Below are 16405 nucleotides of genomic sequence, written 5' to 3' on the forward strand. Positions count from 1 at the left end.
ACCATTAAATCCGTATACCCGAAACCATTAAGGGGGCATTTTGACCAACTCAAACACCCCGCGAACCATCTCAAAGCAAGTCAATAGGTTAATATCAAAATTAAACCTGAAGGCACCACCGGTTTATGTAAAAGTGCAGCCTGAATCAGGCGCGATAGTGAGCGAATGCTTTCCGAATGTAGAACGCAAAGTTCTCTCAAGTGGCGGGAAAATGCTTTGCGGGTGGCAGATTTGGGAGTGGCCAAATGTCATGATAGAAGCAGAGTTTCATGCTATTTGGCAAAGCCCGGAAGGGGACTGGGTCGATATCACACCGAAGCAAGATGAAGAACAGACTATTTTGTTCGCTCACACTCCAAAGCGGCCATATGACGGCAAACGTGTTGACAATGTAAGACTCGCGTTACGTGATGACACCATCATTCATCACTTTATCCAAATATCTGAACTTATCAGCAAAGCTTTACAGGATGGCCGCGAATTCGAGTACGGTTTTATAACTGTACCTGAAGCAAAAATGAAACCACTTATGGAAGCCAAAAGATTTCTATTGGGGGCGCTAAAAGCGGGGTATAGAGATCACGATACGTGTTGTTGCAAGAGTTCTATTAAATACAAGCGATGCTGCGGAAAGGAAATTCAGAAATATATTTCTGAATCAGTTAGATAATATACTTTTCATGAGAAATTTCCAGAATCCCGGCAAACCCTCTTTTAGTATTGTGCTGTATTCTATAAGTTTATCGCCAGCACATTCTTTGTAACCACTTTCGCTGATAAAGTCATGGTTCGAGTGCCTTGATACCCACCTGGATAATAATGCCGTTTTCATCTAGTTCACGCACGGTCAGCACAAGTTGATCTAACCTCACCTGGTCACCAATAACCACCCGGCGGTGGAATCGTTCGCTGATATAAGATGACAGACTTTGTTTTTTATTCTGATCATCCATATTAATGGTATAAAATGCGTCTAAATCTGCCAGACTTACTTCGCCATTCAATACAAAGTCGCCAAAGAAGTTGCTGTTAGTCAAGCCGGAAGTATCCGCTTCACTGGCGAGCACTTCACTAATTTTCTTAACGTCTTTCAGCCTCGCCAACACCATCACGGTATCGCGACTGTTGAACACCGGTTCGTTCACAGGTAGCTGCCATTCGCCATCACGAATGATACCTAAAAACTGCACATCCACGCTGAATTTAAGGTCCTGCCAGCATACGCCACGGATCGGTGACTGATCTTCAACCGCAAACGCTAACACCTCCATCACATCTTTACTGGGGATGGCATCTAACGGCATCGCCTGATCCGGTTCGAGTTCACCTGGCACTTCCAGTTTTAACCACCGGGCTACCGGTACCAGCGTCCAGCCTTGCAATACCAATGAAACAATGACCACCACAAAAGCAACGTCAAAATACAAATGCTCGTTTGGTGCGCCAGCCAGCCAGGGAAACAGTGCAAGAATAATAGGTACGGCACCACGTAAACCGACCCAGCTGATAAAAATCTGATCTTTAATCGGGAATCGAAATGGGATTAAACTAATGAGTACCGCCAATGGCCGGGCAATAAAAATTAATATGCCGGCTAAAATTAGCGCATCAATTAAATGTTCTTTTAAGTTAGATGGTACAACCAATAAACCGAGCATCAGAAACATGCTGATCTGGCTTATCCAGGCCAGGCCATCGTGCATTCTTAAGATATGAATAATTTGCGGTAACCTGGCATTTCCCACCAGATACCCCATCAGATAAACAGCTAAAAAACCGCTACCACCAAAACTATTAGTAATGGCATAGATAAAGATACTACTGGCAACGGCGAGCAAAGGAAAAAAAGCAAAACTTAACGGCAGTCTGCGGCATAAAAACACAAAAACCCGCCCTGCTCCATACCCCATGGCACCACCAACAACAGCTTGCTGTAGAAATGACAACAAAACCAGCCAATCAAGTGTTGCATCCTGGGCTAACACACTAACTAAGGTAAGAGTTAGCATTACCGCCATCGGATCATTACTGCCCGACTCTATTTCCAATGTTGATGCAACCCGTTGTTTTATTCTCAGTCGCTGGGACTGAAATATTGAAAACACCGCTGCAGCATCGGTAGAGCTTAGTATTGCACCCAGCAGAAGCCCTTCAACAACAGAAAGGTTAAGCAAATAGGCTGCTGATAAGCCCACAACGCCACATGTTATAACTACGCCAAGGGTTGCCAACATGGATGCGGGTGCCAACGCCACCCTGAAGCGTTCAGGATGCGTTCGCATGCCACCGTCGAACAGAATAATAACCAGCGCTATAGACCCTATCAGAAATGCGGTTTGCGGATCATCAAACTGAATACCAACGATGCCATCTTCGCCGGCCAACATGCCGACGATAAGAAATATGAGTAGCATTGGCGCGCCCAATCGCGCCGAGATTAAAGTCGCTATAATACTAACGAAGAATAATAACCCGCCAATTAAGATGGTGAGGTTTATCGTGTCCATAAAAACCTCCTTATTTCTTTTTAGCTCTACGCTTTAGCGTTGATTACTTCGTTGACAATAGCTTGTAGCGCCAATAACGGCGAAGTGGCCTGCGTGATTGGCCGACCGATAACCAGGTAGTCGACCCCTGCCTGCACTGCTGCTGCAGGTGTCATAATTCGTTTCTGATCATCTGCATTAGCACTTGCCGGGCGAATGCCAGGTGTCACTAACTGAAAATTTTTGCCAAATTGTTGTTTTAATGCAACCGCTTCCTGGGCCGAACACACGACACCATCTAAACCACTGTTCGCGGCTAATGTTGCCAGTTTTTGTACTTGCTGTGCCGGGGTCAGTGTGATGCCCATTTCAGTCAAATCACTTTGCTCCATGCTGGTCAGCACGGTTACTGCAATAAGTTTTGGTTTGTTGATACCAAAACGTTGTAGCGAGTCTCTGGCAGCCGACATCATTTTACTGCCGCCGCTGGCATGAACATTGACCATCCATACCCCAAGATCTGCGGCTGCCTGCACAGCTTTAGCTACCGTATTAGGAATATCATGAAATTTGAGATCAAGAAATACTTCAAAATGACGACGCTGTAGTTCTGTTACAAACGCAGGTCCAAAATGGGTAAACATTTCTTTGCCCACTTTTAACCGGCACAGCGCTGGATCAAGCTTGGCCACTAGATTAAGGGCTTCAGTCTGATTAGCGTAATCAAGCGCGACCACAACAGGCGTGTTACAAGACATCGGTGTTCCTTTTGCACAGGTAAAATTCTAACGGCCGTCAATACCGGTAATTGGCTCTACTGTCTCCCATTGCTGGCAAGATGGACATAACCAGTATTGCTGACGGGTCTTAAAACCGCAATTGCGGCAACTGTATAACACTTTGTTAGCAAGGTAAGCTTGTACCAGCTCCTCGACGGAAAGCAACGCTTCTGCCGCCGCAGTTGATTGATGCTGACGAACCTGCAACAGTTTCTGAAACAACCGGATACTGGGTTGTTGTTGTAACTTGTCCAGTAAAAACTGTTCTGCTGCCTTAGCTGAGCCATGCTCTGCCAGCCAGTCGGCCAGTAAACCACTTGCCGTCACATTGTGCTGTTTATTGGCTAGCTGGCTAAGCAACTGATACCACTGATCACCTGAAAATTCGCACTGTTGTAACAGTGGCAGTATTTCAGCGCTCCATTGGGGCTTCTGTTTAATAATACTGAGTAATGGTTCCTTTGCCAGATCGCCCTGCTCTGCCGTTAAATAAAACGTAGCCAGAGCAAAACGCGGCCGGATCGCAAGTGGATTAGTTTGAATCAGTTGTTGTAAACGCGCAACGTCGGGTTCGTTATGCATTGCCTCAACGGCCATATTTGCCAGCGCGATTTTCAAAGAGCGTGATTCGCTATTGTTTACTTCAGTCTCAAATGCCCGCGTTTTGTGCCAGTCATGGCTGGCCGTAAAAATACTAAATAATTGCTTTAACGCCGGCTCACGCCAGCGATTGCTGTTTACCAGTGGCGTTGCCAGACTTTCCGCTCGATCATATAGCCCGGCAGAAAAATAATCTTTTGCCAGTTCGTACTCAATTTGCTGTGCCTGAGGTTTAGCTAACTTTAACTGATGAAGCTTTTCATGAATGCGAATGGCCTTGTCCCAATCACCTTTACGGCGAAACAGGTTTGCCAGCGCTAAATAGGTTTCAATGGTAGCCGCTTCGATATCAAGCAGTTCCAATAACTGCTCAATAGCCTTATCTTCCTGATCTGTCAGTAAAAAGTTAAGGCCGGAGGAAAGGTTTCGGGTAACGCTGGCACGGTCTTTTAATTCAGTATGTTTGACGCTATTTCTACCCATAAACCAGCCGTAAGCGGCGGCAACAGGAAGTAACAAAAATAGCAATTCCAACATAAAAGTCAGGTTTTCTCTGGGGTAGTTTTAAGCCAGTTTTTGGTTCGACGGATCATCCTTAACCAGGCCGCAATTATAAGCCCAAGAATGACACCGGTAACTAAAAAAATTATTGCAATATCAACGACTCGCAACTGCAGTTTAATAATAAGAAAATGGATATCTGTTACTTGCTGGTTAATAGCACCAAATACAAACCCTATTACCAGAAAAGCAATAATCAGTATCAGATACAGTAATCTGCTCAAAAGACACTCCGTGTACTGCAATAGCCCTGATTAGGGATCAGGTATTATCTTTGACCCGATCGCGTAACTCTTTACCTGGCTTAAAGTGCGGGACGTGTTTACCGTCTAATTCTACTTTATCACCGGTTTTAGGATTGCGACCAATGCGGGGAGCACGGTAATGCAGTGAAAAACTGCCAAAACCGCGAATTTCAATACGTTCATTCGCTGACAGTGACTGGGCCATCTGTTCCAGAATTTCTTTAACAGATGCTTCGACATCCTTGACTTGAATATGCGGGAAATCGGTTGCTAATTTTTCAATCAATTCAGACTTGGTCATAGACCCTCCTGCAAAACCCAAATGGTAAAGCAAGGGGCAGATGCCCCCTGCTTCGCTAGCAATTAATCCTGCTTCTGAGCAGCTTTAAATGCTTCGGCCATAGCGTTACCACCGAAGTCAGCTTCTTGCTGCTTGGTATTAACGGTATCCATAGCTTCTTTTTCTTCAGCTTCGAATTTCGCTTTGATTGACAGGCTGATTACGCGGTTCTTGCGATCAACACCCATTAAACGAGCTTCAACTTCTTCGCCTACTTTCAGTACTGTTGAGGCATCTTCAATACGCTCACGCGCGATATCAGAAACCCGGATGTAACCTTCAACTGCGCCTTCTAACATCACAGCAGCGCCTTTAGCGTCAACGGCAGTAACTTCACCTTTAACGATAGCACCTTTTTTGTTGTCAGCAAGGTAACCATTGAACGGATCTTCATCCAGTTGTTTGATACCTAAAGAAATGCGCTCACGCTCTGGGTCAACTTGTAACACAACCGCGTGTACTTCGTCACCTTTCTTGAATTCACGAACCGCTTCTTCACCAGTCGCGTTCCAGCTAATATCAGATAAGTGAACCAAGCCATCAATGCCGCCGTCTAAGCCGATAAAGATACCGAAGTCGGTGATTGACTTGATCTTACCGCTAACCCGGTCGTTCTTGTTGAAACCTTTAGCAAACTCTTCCCATGGGTTAGCTTTACACTGTTTCAGGCCTAAAGAAATACGACGACGTTCTTCGTCAATTTCCAGTACCATCACTTCAACAGTGTCACCTAAGTTAACCACTTTAGATGGGTGAATATTTTTGTTAGTCCAGTCCATTTCTGAAACGTGAACTAAGCCTTCAACGCCTTCTTCGATTTCCACGAAGCAGCCGTAGTCAGTTAAGTTGGTTACGCGACCAGTGATGCGAGCACCTTCTGGGTAACGTGAGGCAATAGCGGCCCATGGATCTTCACCCATTTGCTTCAGACCTAAAGATACACGTTGCTTCTCGCGGTCAAATTTCAGTACTTTAACTGGAATTTCGTCGCCAACATTAACAATTTCGCTTGGGTGCTTAACACGCTTCCATGCCATATCAGTGATATGCAGTAAGCCGTCTACGCCACCTAAATCAACGAATGCACCGTAGTCAGTCAGGTTCTTAACGATACCTTTAACTTCCATGCCTTCTTCTAAAGTTTCTAGCAGCTGATCACGTTCCTGGCTGCTTTCTGACTCGATCACCGCACGACGTGAAACCACCACGTTGTTACGCTTCTGATCCAGCTTGATAACTTTGAATTCAAGTTCTTTGTTTTCCAGGTGCAAGGTGTCACGTACTGGACGGACATCTACTAATGAACCTGGCAGGAAGGCACGAATACCGTCGACTTCAACCGTAAAACCACCTTTAACTTTACCAGTGATAACACCAATAACAGTTTCTTTATCTTCGCAAGCTTTTTCCAGGCGAACCCAGGCCTCATGGCGCTTAGCTTTTTCACGAGATAACAAGGTCTCACCGAAACCATCTTCAATAGCGTCTAACGCTACGTCAATGATGTCACCAACGCTAACTTCGATTTCACCGCTTAGCGATTTGAACTGCTCAACAGGGATCGCAGCTTCTGATTTAAGACCGGCGTCAACCATAACAACGTCTTTCAGAACAGCAACAACGGTACCTTTAACAATGGCACCTGGGCGGGTTTCGATGGTCTTGAGGCTTTCCTCAAATAATTGTGCAAAATTTTCAGTCATAGTCACTTTTTCAGTTAAGTGCTCCACTTCGCGTCATGCGTTATGGGGTTGCTAAGTTTACCGGCAACAATCCGTGTTACTGGCTGTCCAAAATGCGGGTTCGGTGTATTAGCTTACTTTAAGCAGCGTATTGCTGTTAATGTAATTAATAACCTCTGCCAGCACTTGTTCAATGGCTTTATTTGTCGAATCCAGCATATATGCATCGGCAGCGGGTTTTAACGGCGCTGTTGCCCGGTTCATATCGCGCTCATCACGCGCCTGGATCTCGTGCAAAAGGGCGTCGATGTTAACATCCAGACCCTTTTGTTTCAACTCTAAATATCTGCGGTTGGCGCGTTCCGCAGGGTCAGCAGTTAAAAATATTTTAACTTCTGCCTGAGGGAACACAACTGTGCCCATATCACGGCCATCTGCTACCAAACCGGGTGCCTCAGCAAAGGCACGTTGCCGACGTAACAGTGCTTCACGAACCCGGGGCAATGAAGCAATTTTTGATGCTTCGTCTGCCACTTCCTGAGTACGGATAGTGTGTGATACATTTTCGCCTTCCAGGGTAACTTTGGTATTACCCTGTTCGTCTGCACTAAACTGCACATCCAGGTGCGCCGCCAGTGGTTGTAATGCTTCTTCGTCATCTGCAGAAATTTGATGATGCATTGCCGCCAGTGCCAGTACCCGATAGATAGCGCCACTGTCGAGTAATTGCCAACCTAACTTCTGAGCCAGTAAACGGCTTAATGTGCCTTTACCTGAGCCTCCCGGGCCATCGATGGTAATTACTGGTGCATGTTGCGGCATCCTACCTCCTAAAGAGCATTAATTTGCTATTTCAAATTTTAAAACCGCCATATTATACAGGTTTTTGCGACAAAAGCTGTGTTTAGTTACGATAAAGATACTACTCAGGGCGCAGTTTGAACAACTGCGCCTGTTCCTATTAACTTTGTATTAGCATTGCAGACTTTTAAATAAGGAAAAATAACCGGGAAATGTTTTTGCCGTGCAATCCGGATCTTCTATGGTCACACTGGTCTCGCTCAATGCCACTAAAGAGAAACACATCGCCATCCGGTGATCGTTATAAGTTGCAATACTGGCGTGCTTAAGCATAGCCGGCGGCGTTACTTTAAGGTAGTCATGGCCTTCTTCTACTTCGGCGCCCACTTTTCGAAGCTCAGTTGCCATAGCAGTCAGGCGATCGGTTTCTTTGACCCGCCAGTTATACACATTTCGAATAACCGATGGCCCACTGGCAAATAACGCTGTGGTAGCGATAGTCATGGCGGCATCCGGAATAGCATTGTAGTCGCGATCTATACCCTTCAGCTCACTACGCGTAACCATAATGTAGTCATCGCCCCACTCGACCTCAGCGCCCATTGCTTGTAGTGCATCGGCAAAATGAATATCACCCTGCACCGCATGTTTACCAATACCGGTAACCTTTATGCTGCCGCCTTTAATCGCTGCCGCCGCCAGAAAATAAGATGCCGATGAGGCATCGCCTTCTACCAGCCAATGGCCCGGCGAGCGGTATTGCTGATTACCTCTGATGTTAAAGCGCGTGTAATCATGGTTTTGCACCTCAACGCCAAAACGTTTCATCAGCGCCAATGTAATATCAATATAGGGCTTGGATACCAGCTCGCCGGTAATGTCTATTTCGCTGTCACCATCAAGCAGCGGCGCTACCATCAGCACAGCCGTTAAAAACTGACTGGAAATACTGCCGTCAATTTGCATGCTGCCACCCTGCAATGCTTTGCCTCTGACGTGTAATGGCGGAAAATTTTCACTGCCGATATAACCAATATCAGCCTGCCATTGACGCAGCGCATCCACCAGGTGGCCAATCGGCCGCTCGTACATTCGTGGCTCGCCAGTTAAGGTAACATCGACATTGGATGCCGCCAGAGCAGCAGTTAGGGGCCGCATTGCGGTACCGGCGTTGCCGAGAAACAGGGTTAACGCCTGCGGATGGTCAAACAGGCCGCCAATGCCATGCACGTCGCACTTAGTGCGACAGGCAGACAATGTGTAGCGGATACCCAGTGCCGTTAATGCATTGAGCATATGTTTAATATCATCGCTATCAAGCAAGTTAGTAATGTGCGTGGTACCTTCTGCCAGCGCCGCTAACAGCAAGACCCGGTTAGAAATACTTTTGGAGCCGGGTAAATGTACTTCACCGGCCATTTTTGCAATAGGCTCAATGGTTAATGTCTTCATCCGTTTACCCGCTCAAATTCCTGCATAAAACTGACCAGTGTCTGGACACCTTCCAGCGGCATGGCATTGTAAATACTGGCCCGCATTCCCCCGACCATTCTATGCCCCTTCAATGCCAGCAAGCCATGTAACTCAGCCTGCTCGACAAACATGTCGTTTAAACGCTCATCAGCCAGGAAAAACGGTACGTTCATCCATGACCGATATGTTTTTGCTACATCATTACTGTAAAAATAACTTTTATCAATATAATCATACAGTAAGCTTGCCTTTATTTGGTTACGCGTTGCCATTTCAGTAACGCCACCCTGCTGTTTCAGCCATTTGAATACTAAGCCGGCTAAATACCAGGCGAACGTGGGCGGAGTATTAAACATGCTGTCATTTTCAGCCGCCAGACGATAATCCAGTACCGCAGGGATAGCCGCAGCTGATGACGGCAGTAAGTCGTCCCTGACAATCGCCAGGGTTAATCCTGAGGGGCCTATATTTTTCTGTGCGCCAGCGTAAATAACGCCATAGCGGCTGATATCTATGGGTCTTGATAAAATAGTGGATGACAAATCTGCAACAATCGGTACTTCCGTTTCAGGTAATCCGGTAAATTCAATACCATCGACTGTTTCATTTGGACAGCAGTGTATAAAGGCGGCGTTGCGGTTAAGTTGCCACTGCTCCGGGTCAATAAGCGTGCGTAGCTTGTCATCGGTATTAGTCCGGATATCCTGCACATTCAACTGGCCGTATTTATGCCCTTCTTCCACCGCTGCTTTAGACCAGGCACCAGAGATAATATAATCCGCAGTGCGGTTACCGGCACTTTCCCTGGCATTAAACAGGTTAAGCGGTACCGCAGAGAACTGACCGCGTCCACCGCCATGCATAAACAGCACTTTATAATTGGCTGGAATAGACAGCAGATCACGTAAATCCTGCTCAGCCTCGGCGGCCACTTTAATAAACGCTTTACTGCGATGGCTTACCTCCATTACCGAGCAACCCTGCTGTTGCCAGTTAATAAATTCCTGCTGTGCCTGCTGCATTACAGCGGTGGGTAACATGGCCGGTCCGGCACAAAAATTAAAGGTAGTCATGTGTTACGGCTCTCTATTCTATTCTCAACAAAGATTTAAAATCAGCTAAAAAAAACGAGCGCTACTGCGCCCGTTTTCGGATGAATTATGACTGCTCAGGATCGTTATCTTGTGCTAACTGACTGTCCTGTAGATCAGGGCCTGCCACATCTGCACTGTTTGCCGTATCTGCAGAGTCTGCATTTTCAGCAGCGGCCGAAATTAAGCCTGCATCATCTTCACTATCATGGGGTAAGTCTTGCTCCTGAATTTCGTCGACTTTCGCTACCCCAACCACTTTCTCCTGCTCCTGAGTGCGGATCAGGATAACGCCCTGGGTGTTACGGCCAACTTCAGACACTTCTTTAACCCGCGTTCGTACCAGGGTGCCACGGTTTGAAATCATCATAATTTCGTCCGTTTCGCTAACCTGTACTGCGCCGACTACCAAGCCATTACGTTCTGACACTTTAATAGACACTACGCCCTGGGTGGCCCGACTCTTCGCCGGATACTCGGTTAGTGATGTCCGTTTGCCATAGCCATTTTCAGTTACCGTTAATACGGCGCCATCCCCTTTTGGAATGATTAATGATACAACTGAGCCACCTTCGCGCAGACGAATACCACGTACCCCGGTAGCCGTGCGTCCCATACCCCGAACTTGATCTTCGGTAAAGCGCACCACTTTTCCATCATCAGAGAACAGCATAATTTCATTGCTGCCATCGGTGATATCGACACCAATCAGGTGATCGCCTTCGTTCAGGTTTACCGCAATAATTCCGTTTGAGCGTGGCCGTGAATAATCGGTAAGCGCCGTTTTCTTAACGGTACCGTTAGCCGTTGCCATGAACACGTATTTACCTTCTTCATACTCACGTACCGGCAGAATTGCGTTAATCCGCTCGCCCTGCTCCAGCGGCAACAAGTTAACAATCGGCTTACCGCGGGCGGTACGACTGGCCAATGGTAACTGATATACCTTCATCCAGTACAAGCGACCCCTGTTAGAGAAACACAAGATGGTGTCATGGGTGCTGGCAACAAGCAGTTTATCGACAAAATCTTCGTCTTTAACCGTGGTAGCCGCTTTACCCTTGCCACCGCGACGCTGTGCTTCATAATCTGACAGTGGCTGATATTTGGCATACCCCAGATGCGAAAGAGTGACGACCACATCTTCTTCAGTGATTAAGTCTTCCATATTAATATCCAGCATATTGTCCTGGATATCAGTACGGCGCGCATCGCCGTATTGGGCTTTGGCCGCCTCTAACTCTTCACAAATCACTTCCATTAATCGCTCTGGGCTAGCCAGAATGTGTAATAACTCAGCGATTACTTCTAATAATTGCTTATATTCGTCCAGAATTTTCTCATGCTCTAAGCCGGTCAGCTTATGCAAACGTAAATCCAGAATAGCTTGTGCTTGCTGTTCCGTTAAAAAATAGAAATTGTCACGAATACCGAAATGCTCTTCCAACCATTCCGGCCGGGCTGCATCTTTGCCAGCGCGTTCAAGCATGGCGCTGACATCACCCAGCTGCCAGCCGCGTTCAACTAGGCCTGCTTTTGCTTCTGCCGGGCTGGCTGAGGTTTTAATCAGTTCAATGATTTCATCGATATTCGCCAGCGCAATCGCCAGACCTTCCAGAATGTGAGCGCGGTCACGGGCTTTGCGTAAGTCGTAAACCGTACGGCGGGTTACCACTTCGCGGCGGTGCAGCACAAAGCATTCCAGCATTTGCTTTAGGCTAAGCAATTTCGGCTGGCCATCATCCAGCGCCACCATGTTAATGCCAAACACCGTTTGCATCTGCGTATTGGAATATAACTGATTAAGCATCACGTCAGATGATTCGCCGCGTTTCAGCTCGATAACAATGCGCATACCGTCTTTATCAGACTCATCACGCAAGGCTGAAATACCTTCAATCCGCTTTTCTTTAACCAGCTCAGCAATTTTTTCAATTAAACGTGCTTTGTTAACCTGGTAAGGCAGTTCGTTAACGATAATGGTCTCTCGACCCGTTTTCTCGTCTGTCTCGATACAGGTTTTACTGCGAATGTATACCTTGCCACGACCGGTACGATAGGCTTCTTCTATCCCTTTACGGCCATTAATTATGGCAGCTGTCGGGAAATCAGGGCCTGGAATAAATTGCATCAGTTCATGCAGCTCAATGTCCGGGTTAGCAATTAACGCCAGACAACCATCAATTACTTCGTTCAGGTTGTGCGGCGGAATATTGGTTGCCATACCAACGGCAATCCCTGAAGAACCGTTGATAAGTAAATTGGGGATCTTAGTTGGCAATACCGCCGGAATTTGTTCCGTGCCGTCATAGTTTGGCACAAAATCGACGGTTTCTTTATCTAAGTCAGCCAGCAGTTCATGCGCTATTCTGGCCATTCTGACTTCGGTGTAACGCATCGCTGCAGCTGAGTCACCGTCAATCGAACCAAAGTTACCCTGACCATCCACCAGCATATAGCGCAATGAAAACGGCTGAGCCATCCGGACTATAGTGTCGTATACGGCACTATCACCGTGGGGGTGATATTTACCGATAACGTCGCCCACTACCCGGGCAGATTTTTTATAGGCTTTATTCCAGTCGTTGCCTAATTCCTTCATGGCAAACAGCACGCGACGGTGAACCGGCTTTAAACCGTCCCTAACGTCAGGTAAAGCCCGGCCAACAATTACGCTCATTGCGTAATCGAGGTAGGAGTTTTTTAATTCCTCTTCGATATTAATCGGAACTATTTCTTTGGCCAGATCTGTCATATAACGCTAATTTCCCTTAAATCAGATAGATAACTCGCTTTTTTCGATGTTATAAACCGCGAGACAACGCAGGATTCTACCACATAAAATGGCAGTTGCCATGCCTGTTATGCTTGCCAAAACCCGTCAGCTATTTGCTGAAACAGATCAAGGCTTTATAATGGCAAAAATTTTTTAAGGCCTGAACCATGACACAAAATACAAATGTTGATCCAGCTGAAATTGCAAAATTTAATGATATTGCCGCACGCTGGTGGGATCAGGAAGGGGAATTTAAACCGCTGCACCTGTTAAACCCTACCCGGCTTGGATATATCAGCGATATGGCCAGTGGTGTTTTTGGCAAATCCATCGTCGATGTAGGATGTGGCGGCGGTATTCTGGCAGAAAGTTTGGCGCGCAGCGGTGCAATAGTTACCGGTATTGATATGGCTGACGATGCCTTGGCTGTGGCCAGGCTGCATGCCCTGGACACAGAAGTTAATGTCAGCTACCAGCAGAGCACGGCAGAACAGTTCGCTGCCAGCCAGCCAGCGGCATTTGATATCGTAACTTGTATGGAAATGCTGGAACACGTTCCGGAACCTGCGTCAGTGGTGCAGGCCTGCGCAGATTTAGCCAAACCCGGTGGTTTATTATTTTTCTCTACCATTAATAAAACGGTAAAAGCCTTTGCGATGGCCATTGTCGGTGCAGAGTATTTATTGCGCCTGGTACCTAAGGGAACTCACGAATTTAATAAGTTTATCCGGCCATCGCAATTGATGCGGGATATTGAGCACGCTGGTCTGGAACTGGTCGATGCTACCGGATTGCATTTTAACCCGTTCAACAATACCTTTAAGACTGGTCCGGGCCTGGATGTAAACTATTTTGTGGTCGCCAGAAAACATGCTAATCACGGTTAGCGCCGGTAATCCTCGTTGATAAGACGTTGGTGCTCACACCAACGTCTGTCAAATAGCCAGTTAAACTTAAAAGCAGCTGCTTAGAACAAATAATTTTATAGGCCAGAAAAAGCTTGCTTCATTTTTGCATTTTCCCCGACAGGCGCTAACAGGTTAGTAGCTACTAACCGAGAATAATACCGGCTTTTTTTTCAACAAACGCTACCCTTGCAAAAGCCCCCAATCCACACTATCTTGTGATCAGTTTTTAATTTACACCTATATGTTGTGCAAAATGGCAGCATCAAGGTACATGTAATGGGCCGTGCGCAAACGGGCTGTCAGTTAATAATAATTATTGAAACGGAACTCTTCAGCGATGACGCAAAAACTCTTTGTCACTAAACGTGATGGACGCCGTGAACCCCTCGACTTAGATAAAATTCACCGGGTTATAACCTGGGCAGCCGAAGGCCTGCACAATGTGTCGGTATCGCAGGTTGAATTAAAGTCTCATATTCAGTTTTATGATGGTATTAAATCTGCTGATATTCATGAAACGATTATTAAAGCGGCAGCGGATCTGATTTCAAAAGAGAGCCCGGATTATCAGTACCTTGCTGCCCGGCTTGCTGTGTTTCATTTGCGTAAAAAAGCGTACGGTCAGTTTGAACCACCGCATTTGTATGATCAGCTGGTTAAGATGGTAGAAGCGAAACGTTATGATCAGCATATTCTGGCCGATTACAGCCGGGAAGAGCTCGACACCATTAACAGCTATATCGACCACAGCCGTGATTTAAACTTCAGTTACGCTGCCGTTAAACAACTGGAAGGCAAATACCTGGTTCAAAACCGGGTAAGCGGCGAAATATACGAAAGCGCCCAGTTTTTATATATCCTGGTGGCGGCCTGTTTGTTCGCTAACTATCCAAAGAGCACCCGCTTAGACTTTATCCGGCGGTTCTATGATGCAACTTCACTGTTTAAATTGTCGCTGCCTACCCCAATTATGTCAGGAGTACGAACGCCAACCCGTCAGTTTAGTTCCTGTGTGTTGATTGAGTGCGGCGACAGTCTTGATTCTATTAATGCGACGTCCAGTGCCATTGTAAAGTATGTGTCGCAACGTGCCGGTATTGGCATTAATGCCGGACGTATTCGTGCCCTTGGCAGCCCAATCCGCAACGGCGAGGCTTTTCATACCGGCTGTATTCCGTTTTACAAGCATTTTCAAACCGCGGTAAAAAGCTGCTCGCAAGGTGGCGTTCGTGGCGGTGCAGCAACCTTGTTTTTCCCGCTATGGCATTTAGAGGTTGAGTCGCTACTGGTACTTAAAAACAACCGCGGTGTAGAAGAAAACCGGGTTCGTCACCTCGACTATGGCGTGCAGTTTAACCGGTTAATGTATACCCGTTTAATCAAGGATGACTACATCACGTTATTCAGCCCCTCAGATGTACCTGGCTTGTACGATGCGTTTTTCCAGGATCAGGAGCAATTTGATAAGTTATATGTGCAGTATGAAGCAGATAGCCGTATTCGCAAAAAACGAATTAAAGCATTAGAGCTTTTTACGTTGTTTATGCAAGAGCGCGCCAGCACCGGTCGTATTTACCTGCAAAACGTTGATCACTGCAATACTCACAGTCCATTTAACCCGAAACTGGCGCCGGTACGCCAGAGTAACTTGTGTCTGGAAATTGCATTGCCAACCAAGCCACTGGAACATGTAAATGATCCAAACGGCGAAATTGCCTTGTGTACTTTGTCCGCCTTTAACCTGGGCACCATAACAGACCTTGCAGAACTGGAAGAATTAGCCGAGTTAGCAGTGCGCTCGCTCGATAGCTTACTGGATTATCAGGATTATCCTATTCCGGCGGCTTACCATGCATCTATAAGTCGTCGTACCCTGGGAGTAGGTGTTATTAACTATGCGTACTACCTGGCTAAAAATGGCGTGAAATATTCAGATGGTTCAGCCAATGGCTTAACGCACCGTACCTTTGAGGCCATTCAGTACTACTTGTTAAAAGCATCAAATAAACTGGCGCAGGAGCAAGGCCCCTGCCCTAAATTTAATGAAACAACCTATGCCGAAGGTATTTTACCGATCGACAGCTATAAAAAAGATCTTGATAAAGTCTGTGCAGAACCATTGCAGCTTGACTGGGAACAGCTACGTAAAGATATTCTGCAATTTGGTTTGCGTAATTCTACCTTGTCGGCCCTAATGCCATCAGAAACGTCGTCGCAAATTTCTAATGCCACCAATGGTATTGAGCCACCGCGCGGTCATATCAGCATTAAGGCCAGCAAAGACGGCATCTTAAAGCAGGTCGTGCCTGAGTACGATCGACTGAAAAATCAGTACGAGTTGCTGTGGGATATTCCATCAAATGATGGCTATCTGAGCCTGGTCGCTATTATGCAGAAGTTTGTCGACCAAACCATTTCCGCCAATACTAATTATGATCCGAATAAGTATGATGGTGGCCGGGTTCCGATGAAGTTATTACTAAAAGATCTGCTGACTGCGTACAAACTTGGGGTTAAAACCATGTATTACCACAACACCCGGGATGGTGCAGCAGATATGCAGGAAGATATTAAACCTGAGCCGGAAGACGACGGCTGTGCAGGCGGCGCCTGTAAAATTTAACATGGAAAAGTCATCGCTCCGTTAAGTTGGAGCGTAATAA

At 46.5% G+C, this 16405-nt stretch carries 13 protein-coding genes; 3 read left to right on the plus strand and 10 right to left on the minus strand.

Annotation, left to right across the window (positions count from 1 at the left end):
- Nucleotides 1-40 precede the first annotated feature (40 nt).
- A complete protein-coding gene (locus tag B2X65_RS14720; RefSeq protein ID WP_233079392.1) occupies nt 41-670 on the plus strand; it encodes a zinc chelation protein SecC in 630 nt (209 codons plus the stop codon).
- A gap of 112 nt (nt 671-782) precedes the next feature.
- On the opposite strand, the gene B2X65_RS14725 is transcribed toward B2X65_RS14720, so the two are convergent.
- The 10 genes from B2X65_RS14725 to gyrA all read right to left on the minus strand — a co-directional run bounded on the left by B2X65_RS14725 (nt 783) and on the right by gyrA (nt 12813).
- Nucleotides 783-2507 carry a potassium/proton antiporter gene (locus B2X65_RS14725; RefSeq protein WP_290613850.1) on the minus strand — a complete coding sequence of 575 codons (1725 nt, stop codon included), beginning with the start codon at nt 2505-2507 and terminating at the stop codon, nt 783-785.
- Nucleotides 2508-2533: 26 nt separating this feature from the next.
- On the minus strand, nt 2534-3244 hold the full coding sequence (gene pyrF, locus B2X65_RS14730; RefSeq protein WP_290613851.1) for an orotidine-5'-phosphate decarboxylase: 711 nt from the start codon (nt 3242-3244) through the stop codon (nt 2534-2536).
- A gap of 27 nt (nt 3245-3271) precedes the next feature.
- The gene (locus B2X65_RS14735; protein WP_290613853.1) at nt 3272-4348 is read right to left on the minus strand and encodes an N-acetylglucosaminyl transferase; all 1077 of its coding nucleotides are present in this window, start codon (nt 4346-4348) and stop codon (nt 3272-3274) included.
- A 59-nt stretch (nt 4349-4407) separates the two neighbouring features.
- Nucleotides 4408-4650, minus strand: coding sequence for a DUF1049 domain-containing protein (locus B2X65_RS14740; protein ID WP_290613855.1), 243 nt, complete (start codon nt 4648-4650; stop codon nt 4408-4410).
- A gap of 37 nt (nt 4651-4687) precedes the next feature.
- Complete coding sequence (gene ihfB, locus B2X65_RS14745; RefSeq protein ID WP_290613857.1) at nt 4688-4972, minus strand: integration host factor subunit beta; 285 nt, start codon at nt 4970-4972, stop codon at nt 4688-4690.
- A gap of 62 nt (nt 4973-5034) precedes the next feature.
- Nucleotides 5035-6714 (minus strand): 30S ribosomal protein S1, encoded by a 1680-nt coding sequence (gene rpsA, locus B2X65_RS14750; RefSeq protein WP_290614003.1) that lies wholly within the window; start codon nt 6712-6714, stop codon nt 5035-5037.
- A gap of 108 nt (nt 6715-6822) precedes the next feature.
- Nucleotides 6823-7515, minus strand: a complete 693-nt coding sequence (gene cmk / locus B2X65_RS14755) for a (d)CMP kinase (RefSeq protein WP_290613859.1) — start codon at nt 7513-7515, stop codon at nt 6823-6825.
- Between the two features lie 150 nt (nt 7516-7665).
- Complete coding sequence (aroA, locus tag B2X65_RS14760) at nt 7666-8946, minus strand: 3-phosphoshikimate 1-carboxyvinyltransferase (RefSeq protein WP_290613861.1); 1281 nt, start codon at nt 8944-8946, stop codon at nt 7666-7668.
- Complete coding sequence (serC, locus tag B2X65_RS14765) at nt 8943-10040, minus strand: 3-phosphoserine/phosphohydroxythreonine transaminase (protein ID WP_290613863.1); 1098 nt, start codon at nt 10038-10040, stop codon at nt 8943-8945. Before serC ends, aroA begins: the two co-directional genes overlap by 4 nt.
- Before the next feature lie 85 nt (nt 10041-10125).
- The gene (gene gyrA, locus B2X65_RS14770) at nt 10126-12813 is read right to left on the minus strand and encodes a DNA topoisomerase (ATP-hydrolyzing) subunit A (RefSeq protein WP_290613865.1); all 2688 of its coding nucleotides are present in this window, start codon (nt 12811-12813) and stop codon (nt 10126-10128) included.
- A gap of 188 nt (nt 12814-13001) precedes the next feature.
- On the opposite strand from gyrA, the gene ubiG reads away from it, so the two are divergent.
- On the plus strand, nt 13002-13721 hold the full coding sequence (gene ubiG / locus B2X65_RS14775; protein ID WP_290613867.1) for a bifunctional 2-polyprenyl-6-hydroxyphenol methylase/3-demethylubiquinol 3-O-methyltransferase UbiG: 720 nt from the start codon (nt 13002-13004) through the stop codon (nt 13719-13721).
- A gap of 358 nt (nt 13722-14079) precedes the next feature.
- The gene (nrdA, locus tag B2X65_RS14780; RefSeq protein WP_290613869.1) at nt 14080-16365 is read left to right on the plus strand and encodes a class 1a ribonucleoside-diphosphate reductase subunit alpha; all 2286 of its coding nucleotides are present in this window, start codon (nt 14080-14082) and stop codon (nt 16363-16365) included.
- Nucleotides 16366-16405: the final 40 nt, after the last annotated feature.

The sequence above is a fragment of the Arsukibacterium sp. UBA3155 genome, from assembly GCA_002364615.1.
Lineage (GTDB): Bacteria > Pseudomonadota > Gammaproteobacteria > Enterobacterales > Alteromonadaceae > Alishewanella.

Bases quoted from the DNA above. Each gene is read 5' to 3' on its own strand.
- B2X65_RS14725 (WP_290613850.1), bottom strand. From the start codon at position 2,507: ATGGACACGATAAACCTCACCATCTTAATTGGCGGGTTATTATTCTTC.
- pyrF (WP_290613851.1), bottom strand. From the start codon at position 3,244: ATGTCTTGTAACACGCCTGTTGTGGTCGCGCTTGATTACGCTAATCAG.
- B2X65_RS14735 (WP_290613853.1), bottom strand. From the start codon at position 4,348: ATGGGTAGAAATAGCGTCAAACATACTGAATTAAAAGACCGTGCCAGC.
- ihfB (WP_290613857.1), bottom strand. From the start codon at position 4,972: ATGACCAAGTCTGAATTGATTGAAAAATTAGCAACCGATTTCCCGCAT.
- rpsA (WP_290614003.1), bottom strand. From the start codon at position 6,714: ATGACTGAAAATTTTGCACAATTATTTGAGGAAAGCCTCAAGACCATC.
- cmk (WP_290613859.1), bottom strand. From the start codon at position 7,515: ATGCCGCAACATGCACCAGTAATTACCATCGATGGCCCGGGAGGCTCA.
- aroA (WP_290613861.1), bottom strand. From the start codon at position 8,946: ATGAAGACATTAACCATTGAGCCTATTGCAAAAATGGCCGGTGAAGTA.
- serC (WP_290613863.1), bottom strand. From the start codon at position 10,040: ATGACTACCTTTAATTTTTGTGCCGGACCGGCCATGTTACCCACCGCT.
- gyrA (WP_290613865.1), bottom strand. From the start codon at position 12,813: ATGACAGATCTGGCCAAAGAAATAGTTCCGATTAATATCGAAGAGGAA.
- ubiG (WP_290613867.1), top strand. From the start codon at position 13,002: ATGACACAAAATACAAATGTTGATCCAGCTGAAATTGCAAAATTTAAT.
- nrdA (WP_290613869.1), top strand. From the start codon at position 14,080: ATGACGCAAAAACTCTTTGTCACTAAACGTGATGGACGCCGTGAACCC.